The 17,490-nt window shown below is 74.3% G+C and carries 19 protein-coding genes and 1 pseudogene; 10 read left to right on the top strand and 10 right to left on the bottom strand.

Features of this window, described 5'->3' with window-relative positions:
• The first annotated feature begins 35 nt into the window (after window positions 1–35).
• A complete protein-coding gene (locus tag CRYAR_RS18490) occupies window positions 36–872 on the top strand; it encodes a helix-turn-helix transcriptional regulator (RefSeq protein ID WP_035852482.1) in 837 nt (278 codons plus the stop codon).
• 5 nt (window positions 873–877) lie between these two features.
• Here CRYAR_RS18490 and CRYAR_RS18495 read toward each other — a convergent pair whose 3' ends face one another.
• Together CRYAR_RS18495 and CRYAR_RS18500 are read right to left on the bottom strand one after the other, a co-directional pair.
• The gene (locus tag CRYAR_RS18495) at window positions 878–2,083 is read right to left on the bottom strand and encodes a GTP-binding protein (RefSeq protein WP_035852485.1); all 1,206 of its coding nucleotides are present in this window, start codon (window positions 2,081–2,083) and stop codon (window positions 878–880) included.
• A gap of 15 nt (window positions 2,084–2,098) precedes the next feature.
• A complete protein-coding gene (locus CRYAR_RS18500; RefSeq protein ID WP_157017874.1) occupies window positions 2,099–2,434 on the bottom strand; it encodes a (2Fe-2S) ferredoxin domain-containing protein in 336 nt (111 codons plus the stop codon).
• 189 nt (window positions 2,435–2,623) lie between these two features.
• On the opposite strand from CRYAR_RS18500, the gene rpsN reads away from it, so the two are divergent.
• The 3 genes from rpsN (at window position 2,624) to CRYAR_RS43280 (ending at window position 5,225) form a co-directional block, all read left to right on the top strand.
• Window positions 2,624–2,929 (top strand): 30S ribosomal protein S14, encoded by a 306-nt coding sequence (gene rpsN, locus CRYAR_RS18505; RefSeq protein ID WP_035852490.1) that lies wholly within the window; start codon window positions 2,624–2,626, stop codon window positions 2,927–2,929.
• Window positions 2,930–3,022: 93 nt separating this feature from the next.
• Entirely contained in the window at window positions 3,023–3,196 is a 174-nt protein-coding gene (locus tag CRYAR_RS45840; protein WP_084700676.1) for a CsbD family protein, read from the top strand.
• A gap of 82 nt (window positions 3,197–3,278) precedes the next feature.
• A complete protein-coding gene (locus CRYAR_RS43280; RefSeq protein WP_051570598.1) occupies window positions 3,279–5,225 on the top strand; it encodes a glycosyltransferase family 2 protein in 1,947 nt (648 codons plus the stop codon).
• Between the two features lie 26 nt (window positions 5,226–5,251).
• On the opposite strand, the pseudogene CRYAR_RS50805 reads toward CRYAR_RS43280, so the two are convergent.
• Window positions 5,252–5,389: pseudogene (locus CRYAR_RS50805) on the bottom strand (carotenoid oxygenase family protein); the annotation flags it as partial.
• A gap of 2 nt (window positions 5,390–5,391) precedes the next feature.
• Here CRYAR_RS50805 and CRYAR_RS18515 point away from each other — a divergent pair.
• Entirely contained in the window at window positions 5,392–5,589 is a 198-nt protein-coding gene (locus CRYAR_RS18515) for a hypothetical protein (RefSeq protein ID WP_035852493.1), read from the top strand.
• On the opposite strand, the gene CRYAR_RS18520 is transcribed toward CRYAR_RS18515, so the two are convergent.
• From CRYAR_RS18520 to pdxR, 4 genes are all read right to left on the bottom strand, one after another.
• Entirely contained in the window at window positions 5,586–6,371 is a 786-nt protein-coding gene (locus CRYAR_RS18520; RefSeq protein ID WP_035852496.1) for a PIG-L deacetylase family protein, read from the bottom strand. The two genes, CRYAR_RS18515 and CRYAR_RS18520, sit on opposite strands and share 4 nt — an antisense overlap.
• Window positions 6,368–7,507, bottom strand: coding sequence for a glycosyltransferase (locus tag CRYAR_RS18525; protein ID WP_035852504.1), 1,140 nt, complete (start codon window positions 7,505–7,507; stop codon window positions 6,368–6,370). Before CRYAR_RS18525 ends, CRYAR_RS18520 begins: the two co-directional genes overlap by 4 nt.
• A 22-nt stretch (window positions 7,508–7,529) precedes the next feature.
• Entirely contained in the window at window positions 7,530–8,519 is a 990-nt protein-coding gene (locus CRYAR_RS18530) for a lysylphosphatidylglycerol synthase domain-containing protein (RefSeq protein ID WP_035852507.1), read from the bottom strand.
• Between the two features lie 61 nt (window positions 8,520–8,580).
• Complete coding sequence (pdxR, locus tag CRYAR_RS18535; protein WP_035852513.1) at window positions 8,581–9,996, bottom strand: MocR-like pyridoxine biosynthesis transcription factor PdxR; 1,416 nt, start codon at window positions 9,994–9,996, stop codon at window positions 8,581–8,583.
• Between pdxR and CRYAR_RS18540 the strand changes: the two genes are divergently transcribed.
• From CRYAR_RS18540 to CRYAR_RS18555, 4 genes are read left to right on the top strand one after another with little or no spacing between them, the layout of a single operon-like run.
• Window positions 9,995–11,383: an FAD-binding protein gene (locus CRYAR_RS18540; protein ID WP_084700680.1), complete on the top strand. Its 1,389-nt coding sequence runs from the start codon at window positions 9,995–9,997 to the stop codon at window positions 11,381–11,383. The two genes, pdxR and CRYAR_RS18540, sit on opposite strands and share 2 nt — an antisense overlap.
• Window positions 11,384–11,392: 9 nt before the next feature.
• Complete coding sequence (locus tag CRYAR_RS18545) at window positions 11,393–11,980, top strand: dihydrofolate reductase family protein (protein ID WP_035852515.1); 588 nt, start codon at window positions 11,393–11,395, stop codon at window positions 11,978–11,980.
• Window positions 11,981–12,034: 54 nt separating this feature from the next.
• Window positions 12,035–13,285, top strand: a complete 1,251-nt coding sequence (locus CRYAR_RS18550; RefSeq protein WP_035852516.1) for a cytochrome P450 — start codon at window positions 12,035–12,037, stop codon at window positions 13,283–13,285.
• Window positions 13,282–14,211: a terpene synthase family protein gene (locus CRYAR_RS18555; RefSeq protein ID WP_035852517.1), complete on the top strand. Its 930-nt coding sequence runs from the start codon at window positions 13,282–13,284 to the stop codon at window positions 14,209–14,211. Before CRYAR_RS18550 ends, CRYAR_RS18555 begins: the two co-directional genes overlap by 4 nt.
• 152 nt (window positions 14,212–14,363) lie before the next feature.
• On the opposite strand, the gene CRYAR_RS18560 is transcribed toward CRYAR_RS18555, so the two are convergent.
• A complete protein-coding gene (locus tag CRYAR_RS18560; RefSeq protein ID WP_035852518.1) occupies window positions 14,364–14,564 on the bottom strand; it encodes a hypothetical protein in 201 nt (66 codons plus the stop codon).
• Between the two features lie 615 nt (window positions 14,565–15,179).
• Between CRYAR_RS18560 and CRYAR_RS18565 the strand changes: the two genes are divergently transcribed.
• Complete coding sequence (locus CRYAR_RS18565; protein WP_035852520.1) at window positions 15,180–15,785, top strand: YdeI/OmpD-associated family protein; 606 nt, start codon at window positions 15,180–15,182, stop codon at window positions 15,783–15,785.
• A 1-nt stretch (window position 15,786) separates the two neighbouring features.
• Here CRYAR_RS18565 and CRYAR_RS18570 read toward each other — a convergent pair whose 3' ends face one another.
• Window positions 15,787–16,467: a serine hydrolase domain-containing protein gene (locus tag CRYAR_RS18570; protein WP_084700682.1), complete on the bottom strand. Its 681-nt coding sequence runs from the start codon at window positions 16,465–16,467 to the stop codon at window positions 15,787–15,789.
• A gap of 549 nt (window positions 16,468–17,016) precedes the next feature.
• Window positions 17,017–17,472 carry a DUF1622 domain-containing protein gene (locus tag CRYAR_RS18575; protein ID WP_211247528.1) on the bottom strand — a complete coding sequence of 152 codons (456 nt, stop codon included), beginning with the start codon at window positions 17,470–17,472 and terminating at the stop codon, window positions 17,017–17,019.
• Between the last annotated feature and the right edge of the window lie 18 nt (window positions 17,473–17,490).

Consider the following 17,490-nt stretch of genomic DNA (forward strand, 5'->3'; position numbering starts at 1 on the left):
GTAACACCCGTGCTACCCAGGCAGACTGATGGGCGATGACCTCCGAACCCCTCTCGCTCGGCGAGCTGCTGCGTAGCCGGCGCGAGCACCTCACCCCCACCGACGTCGGGCTCGCGTCCTTCGGCCGGCGACGGACCGCCGGGTTGCGGCGGGAAGAGCTCGCCCAGCTGGCCGGCGTGAGCGTCGACTACATCACCCGCCTCGAGCAGGGCCGCTCCCGCACCCCGTCCCGGCAGGTGGTCGCCGCGCTGGCCCGGGCACTGCGGTTGAGCCGCACCGAAGCCGACCTGCTCCACCGGGCGGCCGGCCTGACCCCGCCGGGGTCGGGGATCGTGTCGCACTACGTCCCGCCCGGCGTGCGCCGGATGCTCACCCGGATGTCGGACCTGCCGCTGGCCGTGTTCGCCGCCGACTGGTCCCTGCTCGACTCGACGCCCCTCTGGCAGGCGTTGTTCGAGGCCCCGCCGGTCGACGCCGATCCGGACCAGAACCTCCTCGTGCAGGTGTTCATCGACGACAGCGTCAGCGGGATCGCCACCGCGCACGGCGGCCCGGAGGCGTTCGAGCGCGCGCTGGTCAGCGACGTCCGGCGCTCCGCGGCCGACTACCGCGACGACGCGCGCTTCCGCGAGTTCGTCGCCGATCTGCGGGCACGCAGCCCGCGGTTCGCCGCGCTCTGGGACGCCGGACACGCCGCCGCCCACCAGAGCCTGGTGAAGACCGTGCACAACTCGGTGGTGGGCGACGTCGTGCTCGACTGCGACGTCGTCGTGGTGCCCGACGGCCAGATCAAGGTCGTCGTCTACTCGACGTCACCCGACGGCCCGGACGCGGAGAAGCTCGACTCGCTGCGGCTGAGCGCCGCGCGCTAGGCGGTTCACGCGGGGGCGTCCGTGGTTTCGGGGTGGGTGAAGCAGCCGGCGAACGGGTCGGGGAGCGTCGGCCAGGTGTCGTGGCCGTCGGCGAGTTCGTCGTCGGTGAGCAGGCAGTGGGTCAGGAGCGTGGTGAGCGCGTCGGAGGCGAGGTCGAGCCCGACGAAGGCGAGCGTGGTGCGGCGGTCGCCGTAGTAGGGGTCCCAGGTGGCGTCGGCGGTCAGCCGGCGGTCGAGCGACGCCTCGGTCCACCGGGCCGGGGGCAGCGCGGCGAGCCAGTAGCCGAGGCCGCCGAGCCCGATGCCACCGCCGGCGGCTTCGAAGCCGAGCACGGTGTCGGGCTGGCTGGCGATCCAGAGTTGCCCGCGGGCACGCAGGGTCAGGCCGGCGAGGTCCTCGAGGGCGTCGTGCAGGCGCTGCGGATGGAACGGGCGCCGGGCCTCGAACACCAGCGAGGCGACGCCCCAGTCGCCGGTCGGTGCCTGGTCGCCGATCGGGTAGCCCGCCAGCGCCCGGCCCAGCGTCGCGGGGAGCCGGGGGTCGTGCCGGTGGGTTCGCCGGATCGCGGCCGGGAGGTCGCCGGTGTCGGCGTCGACCGGGACCGCCCAGGGGACGAGGCGCCGCAGCAGGGTGGCGGTGCGGACGCGGTCGAGCGGGTCGGTGTCGGGGGGCGTCCAGGTGAGGATCGTGTCGGCGTACTCGAGTTGGCGGGCGACGACGTCGGCGACCGCGCGATGGTCGTCCGGTGCGACGTGCAACCCGCGGTCACGCAGGTCGTCGGTGGTGTCCAGGTCGCCGGTGATCCGGCCGGCGTCGACGACCGTGACGTAGGAGTCGAACCGCACGGCCTCGGCGACCCACGGCGAGTGGGCGCAGGCCGCGGCGACGGCCTCCGGTTCGACGGCGCGGGGCAGCGCGAGCAGCAGATCGCTGCCGGGGCGCTCGTGGGCGAGCCGGACCAGCGTCGGGAGGACGTCGTCGCGCAGCGTGCAGGAGAAGCAGCCGTGCACGAGTTCGACGGTGACGTCCTCGACGATGCCGGCGGCGGTGCGGACCAGCCGCCGGACCGTGCCGTCGGCGAGATCGTCGATCGAGTGGACCACCAGCAGCAGGCTCGGGTCGTCGACGAGCAGGCGGCGGGCGACCGCGCCGGTCGCGGCGGGGGAGAAGCCGCTCAGCACGGTGACGGCGGGGCGGGGGATGTCGGTCATGGTCCTTCCCGGGGGTCAGGCGAGGTCGCGTCGCTGGAGGTCGCGCAGCTGGGCGGGCAACGGCGCCGCGGACGGCCCGCCTCCGCGCACCCAGTCGGCGAGGGAGTGCAGGTCGGCCGGGTGGTGCAGCGGCCCGAGCATCGTGGCGGCCAGGGGACCGCCGCCGGGGTCCGATCGCGGCGCGACGAGCGCGACCGGAGCCCACACGCACGGGCCGAGGCAGCCCTGGCTGCGGATCAGCACCGCTCCGGACGTCTCGCGGACCGCCGCGCGCAACAGGTCCGTCGAGGCGTCGGGCCGCAGCGCCAGACAACGTCGGCCACCGCAGGTGACCACCACCGGATCAGGCATCGGTGCTCCTCTCGATCGGGCCGCGCCGGAGAGGTACCGGCGCATGCCCTACCGTAGAGCAAATGAAAATCATTTTCGAGAGCGGACGACGATGAGCGCCCGCTGCCGGGGGACCGGCCGCACCCCCGGGTTCGGGAACGCCGGGTCGCCGTCGCACCGCCGGACCACGCGGCGCGGGGAGACGATCTGATGGCGAAGAAGAGCACCGTCGCGCGCGACACCCGGCGGCGCGTCGTCGTCGCCCGGCACGCCGCGCGCCGGGCCGAACTCAAGCGGGTGATCGGCAACCCACGCAGCACCGACGACGAACGGACCGCCGCGAGGGCCGAGCTCACGCGTCAGCCCCGGGACGCCAGCCGCACCCGCCTGCGCAACCGCGACGTGGTCGACGGGCGGCCGCGCGGGCACCTGCGTGCGTTCGGGCTCTCCCGGGTGCGTTTCCGGCAGCTGGCCCACGCCGGCGAACTTCCCGGCATCAGCAAGTCCAGCTGGTAGGTCGAGCCCGGGCGCGAGGTTAGTGATCGTCGCCCGGGGTACCAGGCGGTCTCCGGGCTCGCATCAGGCGGGCTCGGAGCGTGAGGAGTGGTCATGAGCGCCGAGGACAAACTGAGCAACAAGACCGAAGAGCTGGGCGGCAAGGTCAAGGAGGGCGCCGGCAAGGCGACCGACGACAAGGACCTGGAGGCGGAAGGCAAGGGCGACCAGGCCGGCGCGAACCTGAAGCAGGCCGGCGAGAAGATCAAGGACGTCTTCAAGTCCTGATCGCCGCGACGATCGCGCGCCCCGGCGACTGACGCCGGGGCCGGTCACGCTGCCGCTCCGCTGCCCGTACACAATGGAGCCAGTGGACACCGTCTTCGTCGTCACGGCCGTGGCGCACCTGTGCGCTGTCGTTCTGCTCAGCGTCGAACTGGTCCGTGGCCGCAGGCTGCCGGCGGCGGTCGTCCCGGTGGTCTGCGCCGCGGCCGGCGCCGGCGGTGCGCTCCTGACCGGTCGGCCGGCGGCGTCGGCGGTGGGCGTGCTGGTGCTGGGCGCCGTGGCGGTCCGGTGCGCGCCGGGGCTCCGGCCGTCCGGCGCGGTCGCGTGGGCGACGCTGCTGGTCAGCACCGCGGCGGGCACGGTGGTCGGGTTGCTGCACCTGGCCGGGCTCACCGTCCACCCGGTCGGGCTGGTGCTGATCTGGGTGGTCGCGCTCGTCGGTGTCGTGCGGACCCCGTCGAGCCTGCTGCAGTTGTACGAGAACTGGGAGATCGGGCTGCGCCGGCACTGGCGGCGCAGCCTCGCTCCGCTCGTCGACCGGGAGCCGGGCGGCGACGCCCCGCTGGTGACCGTGCAGGTGCCGATCCACGCGGAACCGCCGTCGGTCGTGATCGCGACGCTCGACGCGCTGGCCCGGCTCGATTATCCGCACTTCGAGGTGCTGGTCATCGACAACAACACCGGCGACGAGGAGCTCTGGCGCCCGGTCGAGCAGCACTGCGCCGAGCTCGGTGACCGCTTCCGCTTCCGGCACGTCGAGGGCATCACCGGCGCGAAGGCCGGCGCGCTCAACTGGTCCCGCCCGCACCTGGACCCCCGGACCGCGCTGGTCGCGCTCGTCGACGCCGACTACCAGGTCGACCCGCTCTGGCTGCGCCACACGGTCGGGTTCTTCGACGACCCCGAGATCGGTTTTGTGCAGTGCCCGCACGCCTACCGGGCCTACGAGCACTCCGCGTACGGCCGCTGGGCGAACACCGGGTACGAGTGGGCCCAGGTCACCGAGATGCGCTCGCGCAACGAACACGGCGCGGGCATCACGGTGGGCACGATGTCGCTGATCCGGCTGGAGACGCTCGACGCCGCCGGCGGATGGGCCGAGTGGTGCCAGACCGAGGACTCCGAGTTCGCGATCCGGGCCCACGCGGCCGGATACAGCTCGGTGCTCGTCGACCGGGCCTACGGCTGGGGCCTGATCCCGGAGACCGTCGCGGAGCTGAAGAAACAGCGGTTCCGCTGGACCTACGGGCCGGGGCAGGAGTTCAAGGCCCATGCCCGGCTCTACCTCCCCCGGCCGCTGGGCGTGCCGTCGCGGCTGACCCGGGCCCAGCGGATCCGCCACGGCCACTACGGCCTGGTCGTGCTGGTCACCGGGCTCGGTGTGCTCTCGCTGCCGGTCAGCCTGGTGCTCGTCGGGATGATGTTCGCGCGCCACGACATCCCGGACGTGCCTGCGGTGTTGCTGCTGCCGCTGGCCGCCGGGCTGGTGGCGCGCCGGATCATGCGGTGGACGCTGTTCCGGACGGCGGTCGGCGCCGGCTTCGGTGCGTTCCTCGGCGCGTGCGTCGCGCTGCTCGCGGTGAAGCCGACGATGTCCGGCGCGGCGTTCGGGGTGCTGATCGGCCGCCCGGCGCGCTGGCAACGCACGAACAAGTTCCGGGTGCTGCCGCGCCGGTTCCGGTTCGTCCGGGACGCCTGGTCGGAGATCGTGCTGGGGGCCGGGTGCCTCGCGCTGGCGATCGCGTTGCCGCTCGTCGCACCGATGAGCGTGGCGACGGTCGTGTTCGCGCTCGGATTCGGGTGGCAGGCGCTGGTGTACGCGTGCGCGCCGTTGCTCGCGGTGCTGGCCGAGCGGGCGCTGCGGCCCGGCCGCGCCGTCACCGATCACCGTGACGCCGGAACCGGCGGTGACCCCGGCCCGCACCGCCGGGTGGCGACCGGTGGTGCGGACGCCCGTGACGACGTCGGTGCCGGCCCGGCTCAGCCGGAGGAGAAACGCCACCCCCGAGCGGCATCCGCCGGGGCACCGTGACGGTCGCCCTCGGTCCCTTCTCGATCGTCGAGCCAGACGATGTGGTTCCGGGTGATCGCGAAGTCGTGCATCATCGTCAGCCCTGGCACCGCGACCGGCTCGCTGCGCACCAGGTTCCCCGCCGGGTCGAGGCGGTGGTAGGTGAGGCGCGGCGGACCACGCCCGCGTGCTGGTCGAGCGGATCACCGCGGAGAGCGAGCGGGAGAGCGCCGACCCGCGTGCCGTGATCGCGCGCATGGAGAGCGCCGAGGACGGCGGACAGTTCGGGTTCGCCCGGTACGCGGCCGAGTTCGGCCTGCGCTGGTACAGCGTCCAGCGCGAGTGGGTGGCCTGGGTCGTCGAGCGAATGGACGCCGGTGCCTAGCCTGCCGGTTCGAGGAACGGGCTCCGGAGGCCGGCCGGGTGTTCCCCGCGCTGGACGAACCATTCGCGGCCGGCGACCAGGGTGAACAGCGGCCCGGGCAGTCGCAGGAGGGTGGTGATCGTGCGTGGACCACGTCCGCCTTCGCCCTGGCTGACGTGGGCGCGCAGCGCGGCGCGCTTCTGCGGCAGGTAGCGCCGGACGTCGACGGAGTGGGTGATCTCCGCGCGCGGCGTGAACACGGCGTCGCCCAGCGGGAGAGCCGGGAGCCACCGCCGGGCCAGTCCGAGTGCACGGAGCAGCAGCCGGAGCGAGTCCCGGTCGATCGTGGCTTCGAGCACGACCGGTACGTCGGCCAGCTCGGCCGCGCGGGCGCCGACGCGGTGGACGGCCAGGTGATCGGGGTGCCCGTAGCCGCCGTGGACGTCGTAGCTGGTGAGGACGTCCGCCCGCTCGGCACGAAGGATCGCGGCCAGCCGGTGCGCGGCCTGCTCGGCCGGAGCGTCGGCGAAGCGCCGGGCCGCGGGGTGGGCTCCGTCCAGGCCGGAGTCGTCGTACCCCAGCACCTCGACCCGGGCGCAGCCGAGGGCGGCGGCCGACGCCAGCAGTTCCCGGTGCCGCCGCGCGGCCAGCGCCTCACCGCGGGGGTCCGCGGCCAGGCCCGCGCCGCCCAGCGTGGCGACGACCAGCACCACCCGGTGCCCCTCGGCGGCGGCCCGCGCGAGCGTCCCCCCGGTGAGCAGCGCCTCGTCGTCCGGATGGGCGTGGAAGGAGACCAGGATCATCGGACGCCGACCCGACCCTGGTGGCCGGCCGCGCGATCGTAGAGCGCCGACGCGCGGTTCAGGACCGCGTCCCAGTTCACGGCCGGTGGCACGGCCCGGTTGTGCCGGCCGATCGCGGCGATCCGGTCGGGGGCGTCGAGCAGGGCGCCCACGGTGGCGAGCAGGTCGGCCTCGGAGCCCACCAGCCAGCCGTCGACGCCGTCGCGGATGAAGTCGGCGACGCCGCTGCCGGTGCGGGCGATCACCGGCAGCCCGGCGCTGCGCGCCTCCAGGGCGGCGATGCCGAACGACTCGCGGTGTGCCGGCGCCAGGTAGAGGTCCGCGGCCGCGAGCCGGGCCCGGATCGCGGTGCGGTCCAGGGCACCGGTCAGCACGATGTCGTCCGCCGCCCCGGCCCGGTCGACCTCGCGACGCAGCGCGGGCAGCAGCGGCCCGTCACCCACCAGCACCGCGGTGAAGGCCCCGGGACGGGTGGCGCGTAGCGCGAGCAGCGTCCGCAGCAGCGGACGCGGCTGCTTGCGCCGGACCATCCGGCCGACGCTGATCACCGTGGGGACCCGGGTCGGGTCCGGTGCTCCCGGCTGGAGCCAGGCGCCGGGGTCGATGCCGTTCGGGAGCACGTCGACCGGTGCGCCGTCCAGCGCGTCGCGCACCCCCGCGGCGGCGACGCTGCTGACCGCGGCCCATGCCACCGGCCACCGGTTCGCGTGCCGCCGCCGGGCGTACCCGCGCACCAGTGGCGCGATGTCGTGCCACATCGAGTGCACCGATACGACGGTGGGCAGGCCGGTGCGCCCCGCCAGCCGCGCCGCGGCCCAGGCCAGCGGCGAGAACGTCGAGAGGTGGACGTGGACCGCGTCGATGCCGAGCGCGGCCAGCGTCGCGACGAGCTCGTCGTCGCTGACGCCGCGGTACGGACCGGCGCCGATCCGGCCGTGGCCGAGCCGCAGGACCTCGACGTCGGCGAGGCGGTCGGTGACCCGGCCGCTCGGTTCCAGGCCCGGGGGCGGCGCGGTCGTGGTGATCACGACCGTGTCGTGCCCGGCGGAGCGTTGGCGGAGGGCCAGGTCGTGGACCTGGAGCTCGACCCCGCCGAGCCGGGGCAGGTAGACGTCGGTGACATGGGCGATGCGCACGAGGGGGCTCCTTCGGGGGAGGTCAGGCGGTGGCGCGACGGCCGAGGGCCCAGAACGCGGTGGCGATGCCGCCGACGGGGATCTCGGCGGCGAAGACGAAGGCCCGGTAGAGCAGCACACCGGCCAGCACGCCGGTGGCGGCCGCGCCCAGCGCGACGAGGAGCGCGACCGTGCCGGCCTCGACGAACCCGCTTCCGCCCGGGGTGACGGCGAGCAGGGTGAGCACGCGTTCGGCGACCAGCCCGGTCAGCACGACGACGACCGGGAGGTGGACGCCGACCGCGTGCAGGCAGAGCCAGAACAGCGCACCCTGCAGGACCAGGTAGGCGGACATTCCGCCGCTCAGCCCGGCCCATCGCCGCCGGACCAGCCGACTGGTGTCGGCCAGCAGCGTCTCGACCGACGCGGTCCAGGTGCCGGTGCGGTCCCGCCGGAACCGTTCGGCGAACCGGACCACGGCGAGCAGCGGCTTCGCCCGGCCGAGCAGCGCGGTCACGACGAGGGCACCGACGGCGGCGCTGAGCACGGCCAGGCCGAGCCAGCCGGCGGTGTGCCGGGTCGGTTCCAGCTCGTCCAGGCCCAGCAGAGCGACGAGGGCCAGCAACGGCAGCACCAGCTTGGCCGCGACGTCCCAGGCCTTGCTGACGATCGTGAAACGGGCGAAGTCGCGCGCGCTGTGGCCCCAGCCGCGCACCATGCCGAAGTTGAGGGCGGTACCGGCCACCCCGCCGAGCGGAAAGACGTTGGAGACCGCACTACCGGCCAGGTTCAGCGTCAGCGCGCGGCGGTGGGTGAGCCCGGGCAGCGACGCGGTGAGCACCCAGGTGTGCGCGCTGAGCCCGAGGATCCACACCGCGCCGAGCAGGAGCGGCCACTGCCAGGGAAGCCCGGTGATCAGGTGCAGCGCGGCCGACCACGAGGCGCCGAGGGCAGCGAGATGCCGGAGCGCGAGGACCGCGGCGCCGGTCGCCGCCAGGAGCAGAAGAGCTCGGCGGATGCGGTGGGCGTTCATTCGCCCACCATCACCGGCGGTTTCTGAAAATTTGATGACAGTTCCCGCGATGGGGGAAGGCTCAGCGCGGTCGCAGGCCGGAGAGCGCGTCGGCGAGGGCTTCCACTCCCTCGGCGATCGCGCGCTCGGTGAGGGTGGCGTAGCCGAAGATCAGCCCGCCCGGTCCGTCGGGGTCCAGCCGGTACGGGGCGAGGCCCCGCACGATCAGCCCGTGCCGGGCGGCGGCCACCACGACCGCGTCCTCGTCGAGCGTCCGGGGGAGCCAGGTGACGACGTGCTGACCCGCCGCGACGCCGGTCGGTTCCAGGTCGGGCAACCAGGTGCGCAGCGCGGCCAGGAGCGCGTCCCGGCGCCGGCGGTAGACCGGGCGCATCCGCCGGAGGTGCCGGTCGAACTCGCCCCGGGTGAGGAAGTCGGCGAACGTCAGCTGATCCAGGACGGGGGAGCCCCGGTCGGCCAGCACCTTCGCCGCCGCGATCGCGTCGACCAGGTGCGCGGGTGCCAGCAGCCATCCGAGCCGCAGCCCGGGCGCGAGGGTCTTGCTCGCGCTGCCGCAGTACACCACGGTGTCCGGCGCCAGCCCCTGCATGGCGCCGATCGGCGAGCGGTCGTAGCGGTACTCCGCGTCGTAGTCGTCCTCGATCACCAGCGCGTCGCGGGCCTGCGCCCAGCGGATCACCCGGGCCCGCGCGGTGGCCGAGAGGACCCCTCCGGTGGGCCACTGGTGCGAGGGCGTCAGCACGACCGCGTCGGCGTCGGTGCGTTCGAGTTCGTCGACCAGGATGCCGTCCGGCCCGACCGGGACGCCGACCACGTCCAGGCCGGCGGCGGCCGCGAGCGGGCGGGCGTCGTCGTCGGCGGAGGGATCCTCGACGGCCAGCCGCCGTGCGCCGCGCGCCGCGAGCACCTGGATCAGCAGCCCGACGCCCTGGCCGTAGCCACTGCAGACGACGACGTTCTCCGGGCGCGCCGAGGTGCCGCGGACCCGGTTGAGGTAGTCGCTCAGCGCGGTGCGCAGTTCGGGGACGCCACGCCCGTCGAGGTAGGCGAAGCGCTCGTTCGGCGCGGTGGTGAGGGCCGTGCGCACCGAACGCAGCCAGGCGGCCCGGGGGAACGACGACACATCGGTCCGGCCGTAGCCGAAGTCGATCCGGGCCGGCGGCCGATCCGCGGTGCGGCGATCCGCGGACGCCGGAACCGGCCCGGCCGCGACCCGGGTGTAGCCACCGGCCCGGCTGGTGAGGTAGCCCTCGGCGACGAGCTGCTGGTAGGCCTCGACCACCACGCCGCGGGACACCCCCAGATCGGCGGCGACGGTGCGGGTGGGCGGGAGCGACGTGCCGGGACGCAACCGGCCGTCCCGGACGCCGCCGCGGATCGAGGCGGCGATCTGCCGGTGCAGCGGATCGGCCGCGGACCGGTCGAGAGTGATCAGGAGGTCCTCGGCCGTGCTCGAATTGGTCCTGATCCGGCCCATGTCATCGGACCTTACCGGGGGTACCGATTTCCGGGACGCTCAGCGCGTGACTCCTCACTTCGACGGCTCCCTGCTCACCGGGGGCGACCCCGGATACGACGCGGCCCGCACGGTCTGGAACGCGATGATCGACCGCCGTCCGCGGATGATCGTGCGGGCCGCGAGCGTCGCCGACGTGGTGACCGCGGTGCGTCTGGCCCGCGAATCCGAGCTGGAGCTCGGGGTGCGCTGCGGCGGCCACAACGCGGCCGGGTTCGCCGTGCCCGCCGATGGCCTGATGATCGATCTGACCCGGATGAACGCCGTCCGGGTGGACCCCGTCGGGCGGCGCGCGACGGTTCAGGGCGGCGCGCTGCTCGGCGCGCTCGACCGGGCGTCGCAGCCCTACGGCCTCGCCACCACCAGCGGCAACGTCTCGCACACCGGGGTCGGCGGCCTGACCCTGGGCGGCGGCATGGGGTGGCTCGCCCGCCGGTACGGACTGGCCTGTGACAACGTCGTCTCCTACCGGATGGTCACCGCCGACGGGGAGGTGGTGACCGCGAGCCGCACCGAGAACCCCGACCTCTTCTGGGGGTTGCGCGGCGGTGGCGGCAACTTCGGCGTCGTCACCGACTTCGAGTTCGCGCTGCACCACATCGGAACCCGGGCCCTGGTCGCCGAGCTCGACTTCCCGGCCGAGGACGCCGTGCCGGTGCTGGAAGGCTGGCGGGACCTCAACGCCGACGCGCCGCGGGAGGCGACGTTCACCGCCGACGTCCGGAGTGCGCCCGGCGGCGCGATCGCCACGGTCGGCTTCGTCTGGGTCGGGGACCCGGCCCGGGGTGCCCGGTTGCTGCCGGGGCTGCGCGCACTCAGGTGCCCGGTCGCCGAGCGGGTCACGACGCCGTCCTATCGGGAACTCCAGAGCCGCGACGACAGCACCGGCGGGCACACCTACCGGCGCTACTCCAGCGCGCACTACCTGCGTGAGTTCTCCACCGCCGCGATCGAAGCGTTCCTGTTGCGCGGCGCGGCGGACGTGGGCACCGGCTCCTTCCGGCCCGACGTCGGCCTGCAGGCGTACGGGGGCGCGATCGCCGACGTCGCGGACGCCGACACCGCGTTCAGCTACCGCGGCACCCGGTTCGAGTTCGGCGCCGGTTCCCGCTGGACCGATCCGGCCGAGGACGACGCCCGGATCGCCGCCGCCCGGGCCGCGGGCGCGGCGCTCGGCCCGCACGCCGACGGCGTCTACGTCAACTCGCTCTCGGCCGACGAGGGCCGGCGTGGGGTTCGACGCGCGTACCCGGCCGCCAAGCTCGCCCGGCTATCCGATCTCAAGTCCGTCTGGGATCCACGCAACGTGTTCCACCTCAACCACAACATCCCGCCCGTCGGGGAGTGAGGAGTCCTCATGGCCGGTCGCTTCGTGTACTGGATGAACGTCTCGCTCGACCTCAAGATCGAGCACGCCCGGGGTGAGGAGGGCGGCGGGAGCTGGCTGCGCATCGGGGAGGCGCTGCACCGGGAATTCAACGCCCGGGCCCGCGCGCTGGCGATGATCGTGGAGGGGCGTACGGTCCGCGAAACGATGGAGGCGTTCTGGCCGGACGCGCGCGAGGACCGGTCGCTGCCCGGCTTCCTCCGCGAGTACGGCGAGATCTGGACGTCGAAGCCCAAGGTGCTGGTGTCACGCACCCGGACCGAGGCCGGGTACGACACGCGCGTGATCGGCGGGGACGGCGACGCGATCGAGGAGCTCGCGCGCCTGCGCGCGCGGACCGACGGTGACCTCGGGGTGGGCGGCGCCACGCTCGCCACCCAGCTGCTGCGGGCCGGGCTGCTCGACGAGCTGCTGCTCTTCACCCATCCCGTGGTCCTCGGTACGGGACGGCCGCTGTTCGATCCGCACGACGAACCGATCGAGCTCGACCGGCTCGAGCAGGCGTCGTTCGACGAGGGCGTCACCCTGCATCGCTACGCGGTCCGAGGGGTGCGGTGAACCCGGTCGCGGGCCGGGCTGTCCGAAGGTAGGAGTCCTATCTAGTATTGGGTCATGGGAGAGAGCACCTTCGCCGTACCCGTGGCGCCGGGGCGTCAGCCGCTGGTGGGGCACATGCCGGCGCTGGCCCGGGACGTCGTCGGCTTCTTCGAGTCGCTGCGCGACGTGGGCGACGTCGTCGAGGTCCGCTTCGGACGCACACCGGTCTACGTGATCACCGACGCCGAGCTGGTGCACCGGGCGATGGCCGCCGACTCCGGCGACTTCGTGCAGGGCAAGCTCTACGACAAACTGGCCCGGGTCGCGGGCGGCGGTGTCGCCTGCACCGACGGGCCGGGCCACCTGGACCAGCGGCGGGCGTTGCTGCCGGCGTTCCGGCCGGCCCGGAACGCGGAGTTCGCGGACCTCTTCCGGGAACAGGCCCTCGAGCTGAGCCGGTCCTGGCGCCCGGGGCAGCCGGTGAACCTGCTCCGCGACATGTACCGGCTGACCACCAGGACGACGGCGCGGGCCCTGCTCGGCGGGGACCTCGACGACGCCGACACGAACTGGCTCGCCGACAACATCCCGTTCGTCTTCTCGATCTTCGCCCTGCAGACGTTGTCCCCGTCGGACCTGCTGGAGCATCTGCCGACGGCGACCAACCGGCGTTACGCCGCGGTGCGCGAGCGCCTGCGCGCGATCGTCGACGACGTGGTGGGCCGGAGCAGCGGCGACGGTGACGACATCGTGTCGACGCTGCGCCGCGCCCACCACGGTGGTGACGCCGCCGACGAGGTCGCGACTATCCTGATCACCGCGATCGAACCGACCGCCACCGTCATCGCCTGGCTGTTCTACTACCTCGCCCGGAACCCGGCCGTCGAGGCGCGGGTGCACGACGAACCGGCGTACCTGAGACCGGTGATCACCGAGGTGCTCCGCTTGCGGCACCCCATCTACTTCGTGATGCGGCGGACCGTGCGCGAGGTCCGGCTGGGGTCCTGGCCGCTGCCCGCCGGGGCCGACGTGCTCTGGAGCAACGCGGCGCTGCACCGGGACCCCGCCGCCTTCCCCGATCCGCACGTCTTCGACCCGGACCGCTGGGCGTCCGGGGAACCGCCGCACCGGCACTACCTCCCGTTCGGCGGGGGCGCGCACAAGTGCCTCGGGCACCGGTTCGCGACGAGCGAGATCGACGTCGTCGTGTCCACGATCACCGAGCGCTGGCGACTGGTCCTCGACCCGGACGTCGAGATCCCGCTGGGCGTCCTGCATCCGGACGAGATGCCGGTGTCCGTCGTCGCGCGGGACGGACGGCCGTGACCGCCACGACGTCGCCGAACCCGGCCGCCACCACCGGGTCCGCCCGCACCGCGGTCCGGGTCGTGCGGCTGCTGCGTGCGCTGCGCCGGTGGGCCGCCGAGGTGGGCCCCTCCTTCGCGGACGCGGTCGAGATCGACGAGGTCTCGGCGATGGTGCTCGTCGACGCCGGGCCGCACGCCCCCACCGGTGAACTGCTCGCGCCGGCCATGACCGCGGTGTGGATGCAGGTGGCCGACGACCACGTCGACCGTTTCACGCACGACCAGGCCGAGTTCGACGGGCTGATCCAGCGCTGGCGCAGCGTCTCGGCCGGGGCGCGGCCGACGCCGGGGGACCCGTTGGAGCGTGGCCTGGCCGACCTGGTACGCCGGCTGCGCACCGCGCCCCGCTACCCGTCGCTGTTCCCGGTGTGGCGGCGGAGCTTCGGCCGCATGCTCGACGCCTGGGTCTTCGAGCAGACGACGGCCACCCGCCTGGCCCGGGGCGAACCCGCGCCGAGCATCGAGTCCTACCTGGCCCACCACCACAGCTTCGGCCTGCGCCCGATCGTCCTGGCCTGGTGGGTCACCGCCGGTGGCGACGATCTGCCGGACGCGCTCGAGGCGCTCCTGGCCGCACTCGACGAGATCGAGACCGCCGTGCGGCTGGCCAACGACCTGGTCATGGCCGACCGGGCGCGGACCGAGCCCGGCAGCGTCGACGCCCTGCTGCTCGGCGCCGACGCCACGTGGGTCAGCGACCGCGCGACCGAACACCTGCGCCGCGGTCACGATCTGCTGGCCCCGCTGATCGAGACCGGCTCACCCACCGGCGAGGCGCTCGGCCGCATCGGCGAGTGGCTGGTGACCTTCTACCTGCTGACCGACGCCCGGCTCCAGGGCGGTGGTCCGGGGCGCCGGGCGGCTCCGGCTCCGATCGCGACCTGATCGCGGGCCCAGCCGGCGTACGCCGGTCCGGCGAGGACGGCGCGGGTGTGGCCGTGCTCGGCTGGCGTCCCTACCGCGGGGACGGCGGCGTACCCGCGACGAGTACGAGTCCGCGAATTCCCCGGGTGGTCGGATCGATCAGCCGGTTCCGCTCAGAACTGTTTGCCGAACGGGTTGGGCCGGTAATCGTCGTTCGCCGCTTCGGTCGGGGCCGGGCCGGTCGGGCTGGGCTCGGCGCTCGTCCGGTCCGCGGGGACGGGGTCGCCGGACTCCACGACGCCGAGGGTCACCAGGAACGCGGCCACGATGGCGACCGCGGCCAGCCCGAACACCAGGAGCAGACGCCGCGGCACGGACGGAGGCTGTGTACCCGACGCGGAGCGCGCCGGGTCTCGCGGCGCGGGGCGCGCCGGGTCTCGCGGCGCGACGAGAGGGCGTTCGCGCAGCGCGGATGTCGGGGCGGCGCGCGTACGCGGGTAGGTCGGGGGCAGCGGACGTCCGCCCAGTGCGACGGCCGGGGAGATGTACCCGGGCTGGGAACGTGGTGCGGCCCCGGGGGCGGCCGGCGCCGGGGCGGCCTGCGCCGGGCCGGCCTTGGGCCGCGGGCGCCGGGACAGGGCTGTGTCGGGGTGCGTGTAGGCGCCCGCAACCGGCGCGGTCGGGCGATCGACGCCGGACTCGCTCGGCCCGCTCGACTCACTCGGCTCAGGTCGGCTACCAGATGGCGTGCTCACGGCGTCCTTCCGTCCGGGCCGCCGGGGGAGCGGGGCCAGCGCGCGTCCAGTGTCGACGGTCGCGTTCGTGCCGATCTCCCCAATTCGTGCCAGGTTTCCTCCGGCGGCGTCCGCGGGCTCGTCACGCACACGCAGCGCGAGGCCGCCCGCGAGCACACGGCGGCGTCCCGGGACGCCGGCCGCGCGACCACCGAAGAGCAGGAACCCGCCGGACGGGTCGGCTAGCCTGCCGTCATGGGGAGCGCGGAGCTGGATGAGTTGATCGTCGCGGACGCCGAGGCGCTGCGTGACTGGTTGGCGGCGAACGGTGAAACGTCCCCCGGCGTCTGGCTGGCGCTGACCAAGAAGGGCGGCACGGTCACGACGCTGACCTGGCAGCAGGCGGTCGACGAGGCCCTGTGCTTCGGCTGGATCGACGGGCAGGCCCGGAAGCGGGACGCGGAGGCCTCCTGGATCCGGTTCACGCCGCGCCGGGCCCGTAGCTCCTGGTCGCAGCGCAACGTCGCCCACGTGGCCCGGCTGGAATCGGAGGGGCGGATGCGTCCGGCCGGCCGCGCGGCGGTCGACGCCGCGAAAGCCGACGGGCGATGGGCGGCGGCCTACGCCCCGCCCTCGGAGGCCGAGGTGCCCGACGACCTGCTCGCCGCCATCGCCGCCGTACCGGCCGCCCAAGCCATGTTCGACGTGCTCACCAAGACCAACCGGTTCTCGCTCATCTACCGGGTCAACGCGGTCAAGAAGGCGGAGACGCGCGAACGCAAGATCGGCGAACTCGTCGCGATGCTGGCCCGCCACGAGACGTTCTCCCCGCAGAAGGCCAAGCCCGTGAGCGGCGGGTAGGTCACCGGGCGCAGAGCGCGTGGTCGATCAGGACCGTCGTGGGCTTCTCCTGCGCGAGCGCGCCCTCCAGCGAGTCGAGGAACTGCGTCGGCATCGAGACGACGGCGCTGCGCCGGGCGTCGGCGGTGATCGCGGTGCGGGTGCGGTAGCCGAGCTGGTCGCCGCTCGGGATCCAGGCGAGATCCCCGCACGGCAGCGGGCGGGAGAAGATGCCGAGCCCGTAGCGGGCGCCCGGCCACACCGCTTCGACGTCGGGCGGCACCGCCACCGTGCGCCGCATCGCGGCCAGCGAAGCGGCGTCCAGCAGCGTGCCGTCGAACAGGCCGTGCAGGAAGCGGTCGAGGTCGGCGGTGGTCGAGACGTGGCCGCCGGAGGCGTCGGCGTCGATCGGTTCGGTCGTGGTCACCAGCGGGCCGCCGGGGGCGAAGCGGGTCCAGCCGTCGGCGTGCGGGGCCGGGAGGTGCGGTGACGCGCCGGGGAAGAACGTGTGGCGCATCCCGAGGGGGTGCACGATGCGGTCGTCCACCTCGCGGTGCCAGAGGCGTCCGGTGACCCGGCCGATGATCATTCCGACGAGGACGTAACCGGTGTTGGAGTAACTCCAGCCGGCGCCGGGCCCGAGCCGCGGGAGGGCACCCCGGGCGGACCGAGCCCGTCGTCGCTGACCCGCAGACGGCGGCACCGGCCAGCCCGGCCGCGCCCCCCGCCCAGGGCCGGCGCGCCGGGTCCTCGCCGGTCGACAGGAACACGAGGGCCGCCACCGCCAGGCCCAGCTGGACCGACTCTCCGGTGCTCACGACGATCGAGCCGGCCGCACCGATGGCGACGCGGCGCACGCGCTAGGGGGTGACCACCCGTTCAGTGTGGCGATCGGCGCCCGCGCCGACCAGGTACCGGGGGTGCCGGTGAGGGTCGGCCCCCGGTACCGCCTCCGCGCTCCGATCGGCGCCGCGGCACGTTCCGCGTGCGCGTCCCGCGGCCGATCGTGCAGGGTTGGCGCCCACCGACGTCGGTTCCTTCCGCACCGGTCACGCCGTGCTCGTCGTCGCACTGCTGGCGGCGGGCCAGACCGCGGGCGAGCTGCTCCTCTTCGCCGCCGCGCGTCGCGGTACCGGGCGGTTCGTCCGGAGGGGCCGATCCGCGCGCTGGGCCGAGCCGGTACGACGACGGCTCGCGCACCGCCGCACCGGCCTGCCGACCGTGTTCCTCGCGGCGACGCTCGGGCCCCCCGCTAGCCCTGGTGAGCGTCGCCGCCGGGGCGGCGGGCCTCCGGCACTGGGAGTTCGCGACCACCTGCTTCGCGGGGCGCCTGATCCGGTTCGCCGTGCTCGTTCTGCCGGTCGCGCTGCTCTGACCCCGGCTGCCAGGGCCAGGATCCGGTGATCTCCAGTTCCAGCGAGAAGCTGAGGAACGTCCGGATGACGACGATCCCCGCGAGCACACCGACGCTCTCCAGCGTCGGGGTGATCGCGACGGTCCGGATGATGTCGGCGGCCACGAGCAGCTCCAGGCCGAGCAGGATCGAACGCCCCAGCTGCTGCCGGAACGAGCGGTAGGTGTCCGGCTCCGCCCGCCGGAGACCCCGGAGCGCCACGACGAGAGCCCCGAGGGCGCCGACGACCATCACGGCGGCGCCGGCGACCTCGATGCCTCTCCCGACTGCTTCGATCGCCTCGTTGAACGTCAAGGCGTCGCTCGCGGAGGC

The sequence above is a fragment of the Cryptosporangium arvum DSM 44712 genome (genome assembly GCF_000585375.1).
In the GTDB taxonomy this organism is placed as follows: domain Bacteria; phylum Actinomycetota; class Actinomycetes; order Mycobacteriales; family Cryptosporangiaceae; genus Cryptosporangium; species Cryptosporangium arvum.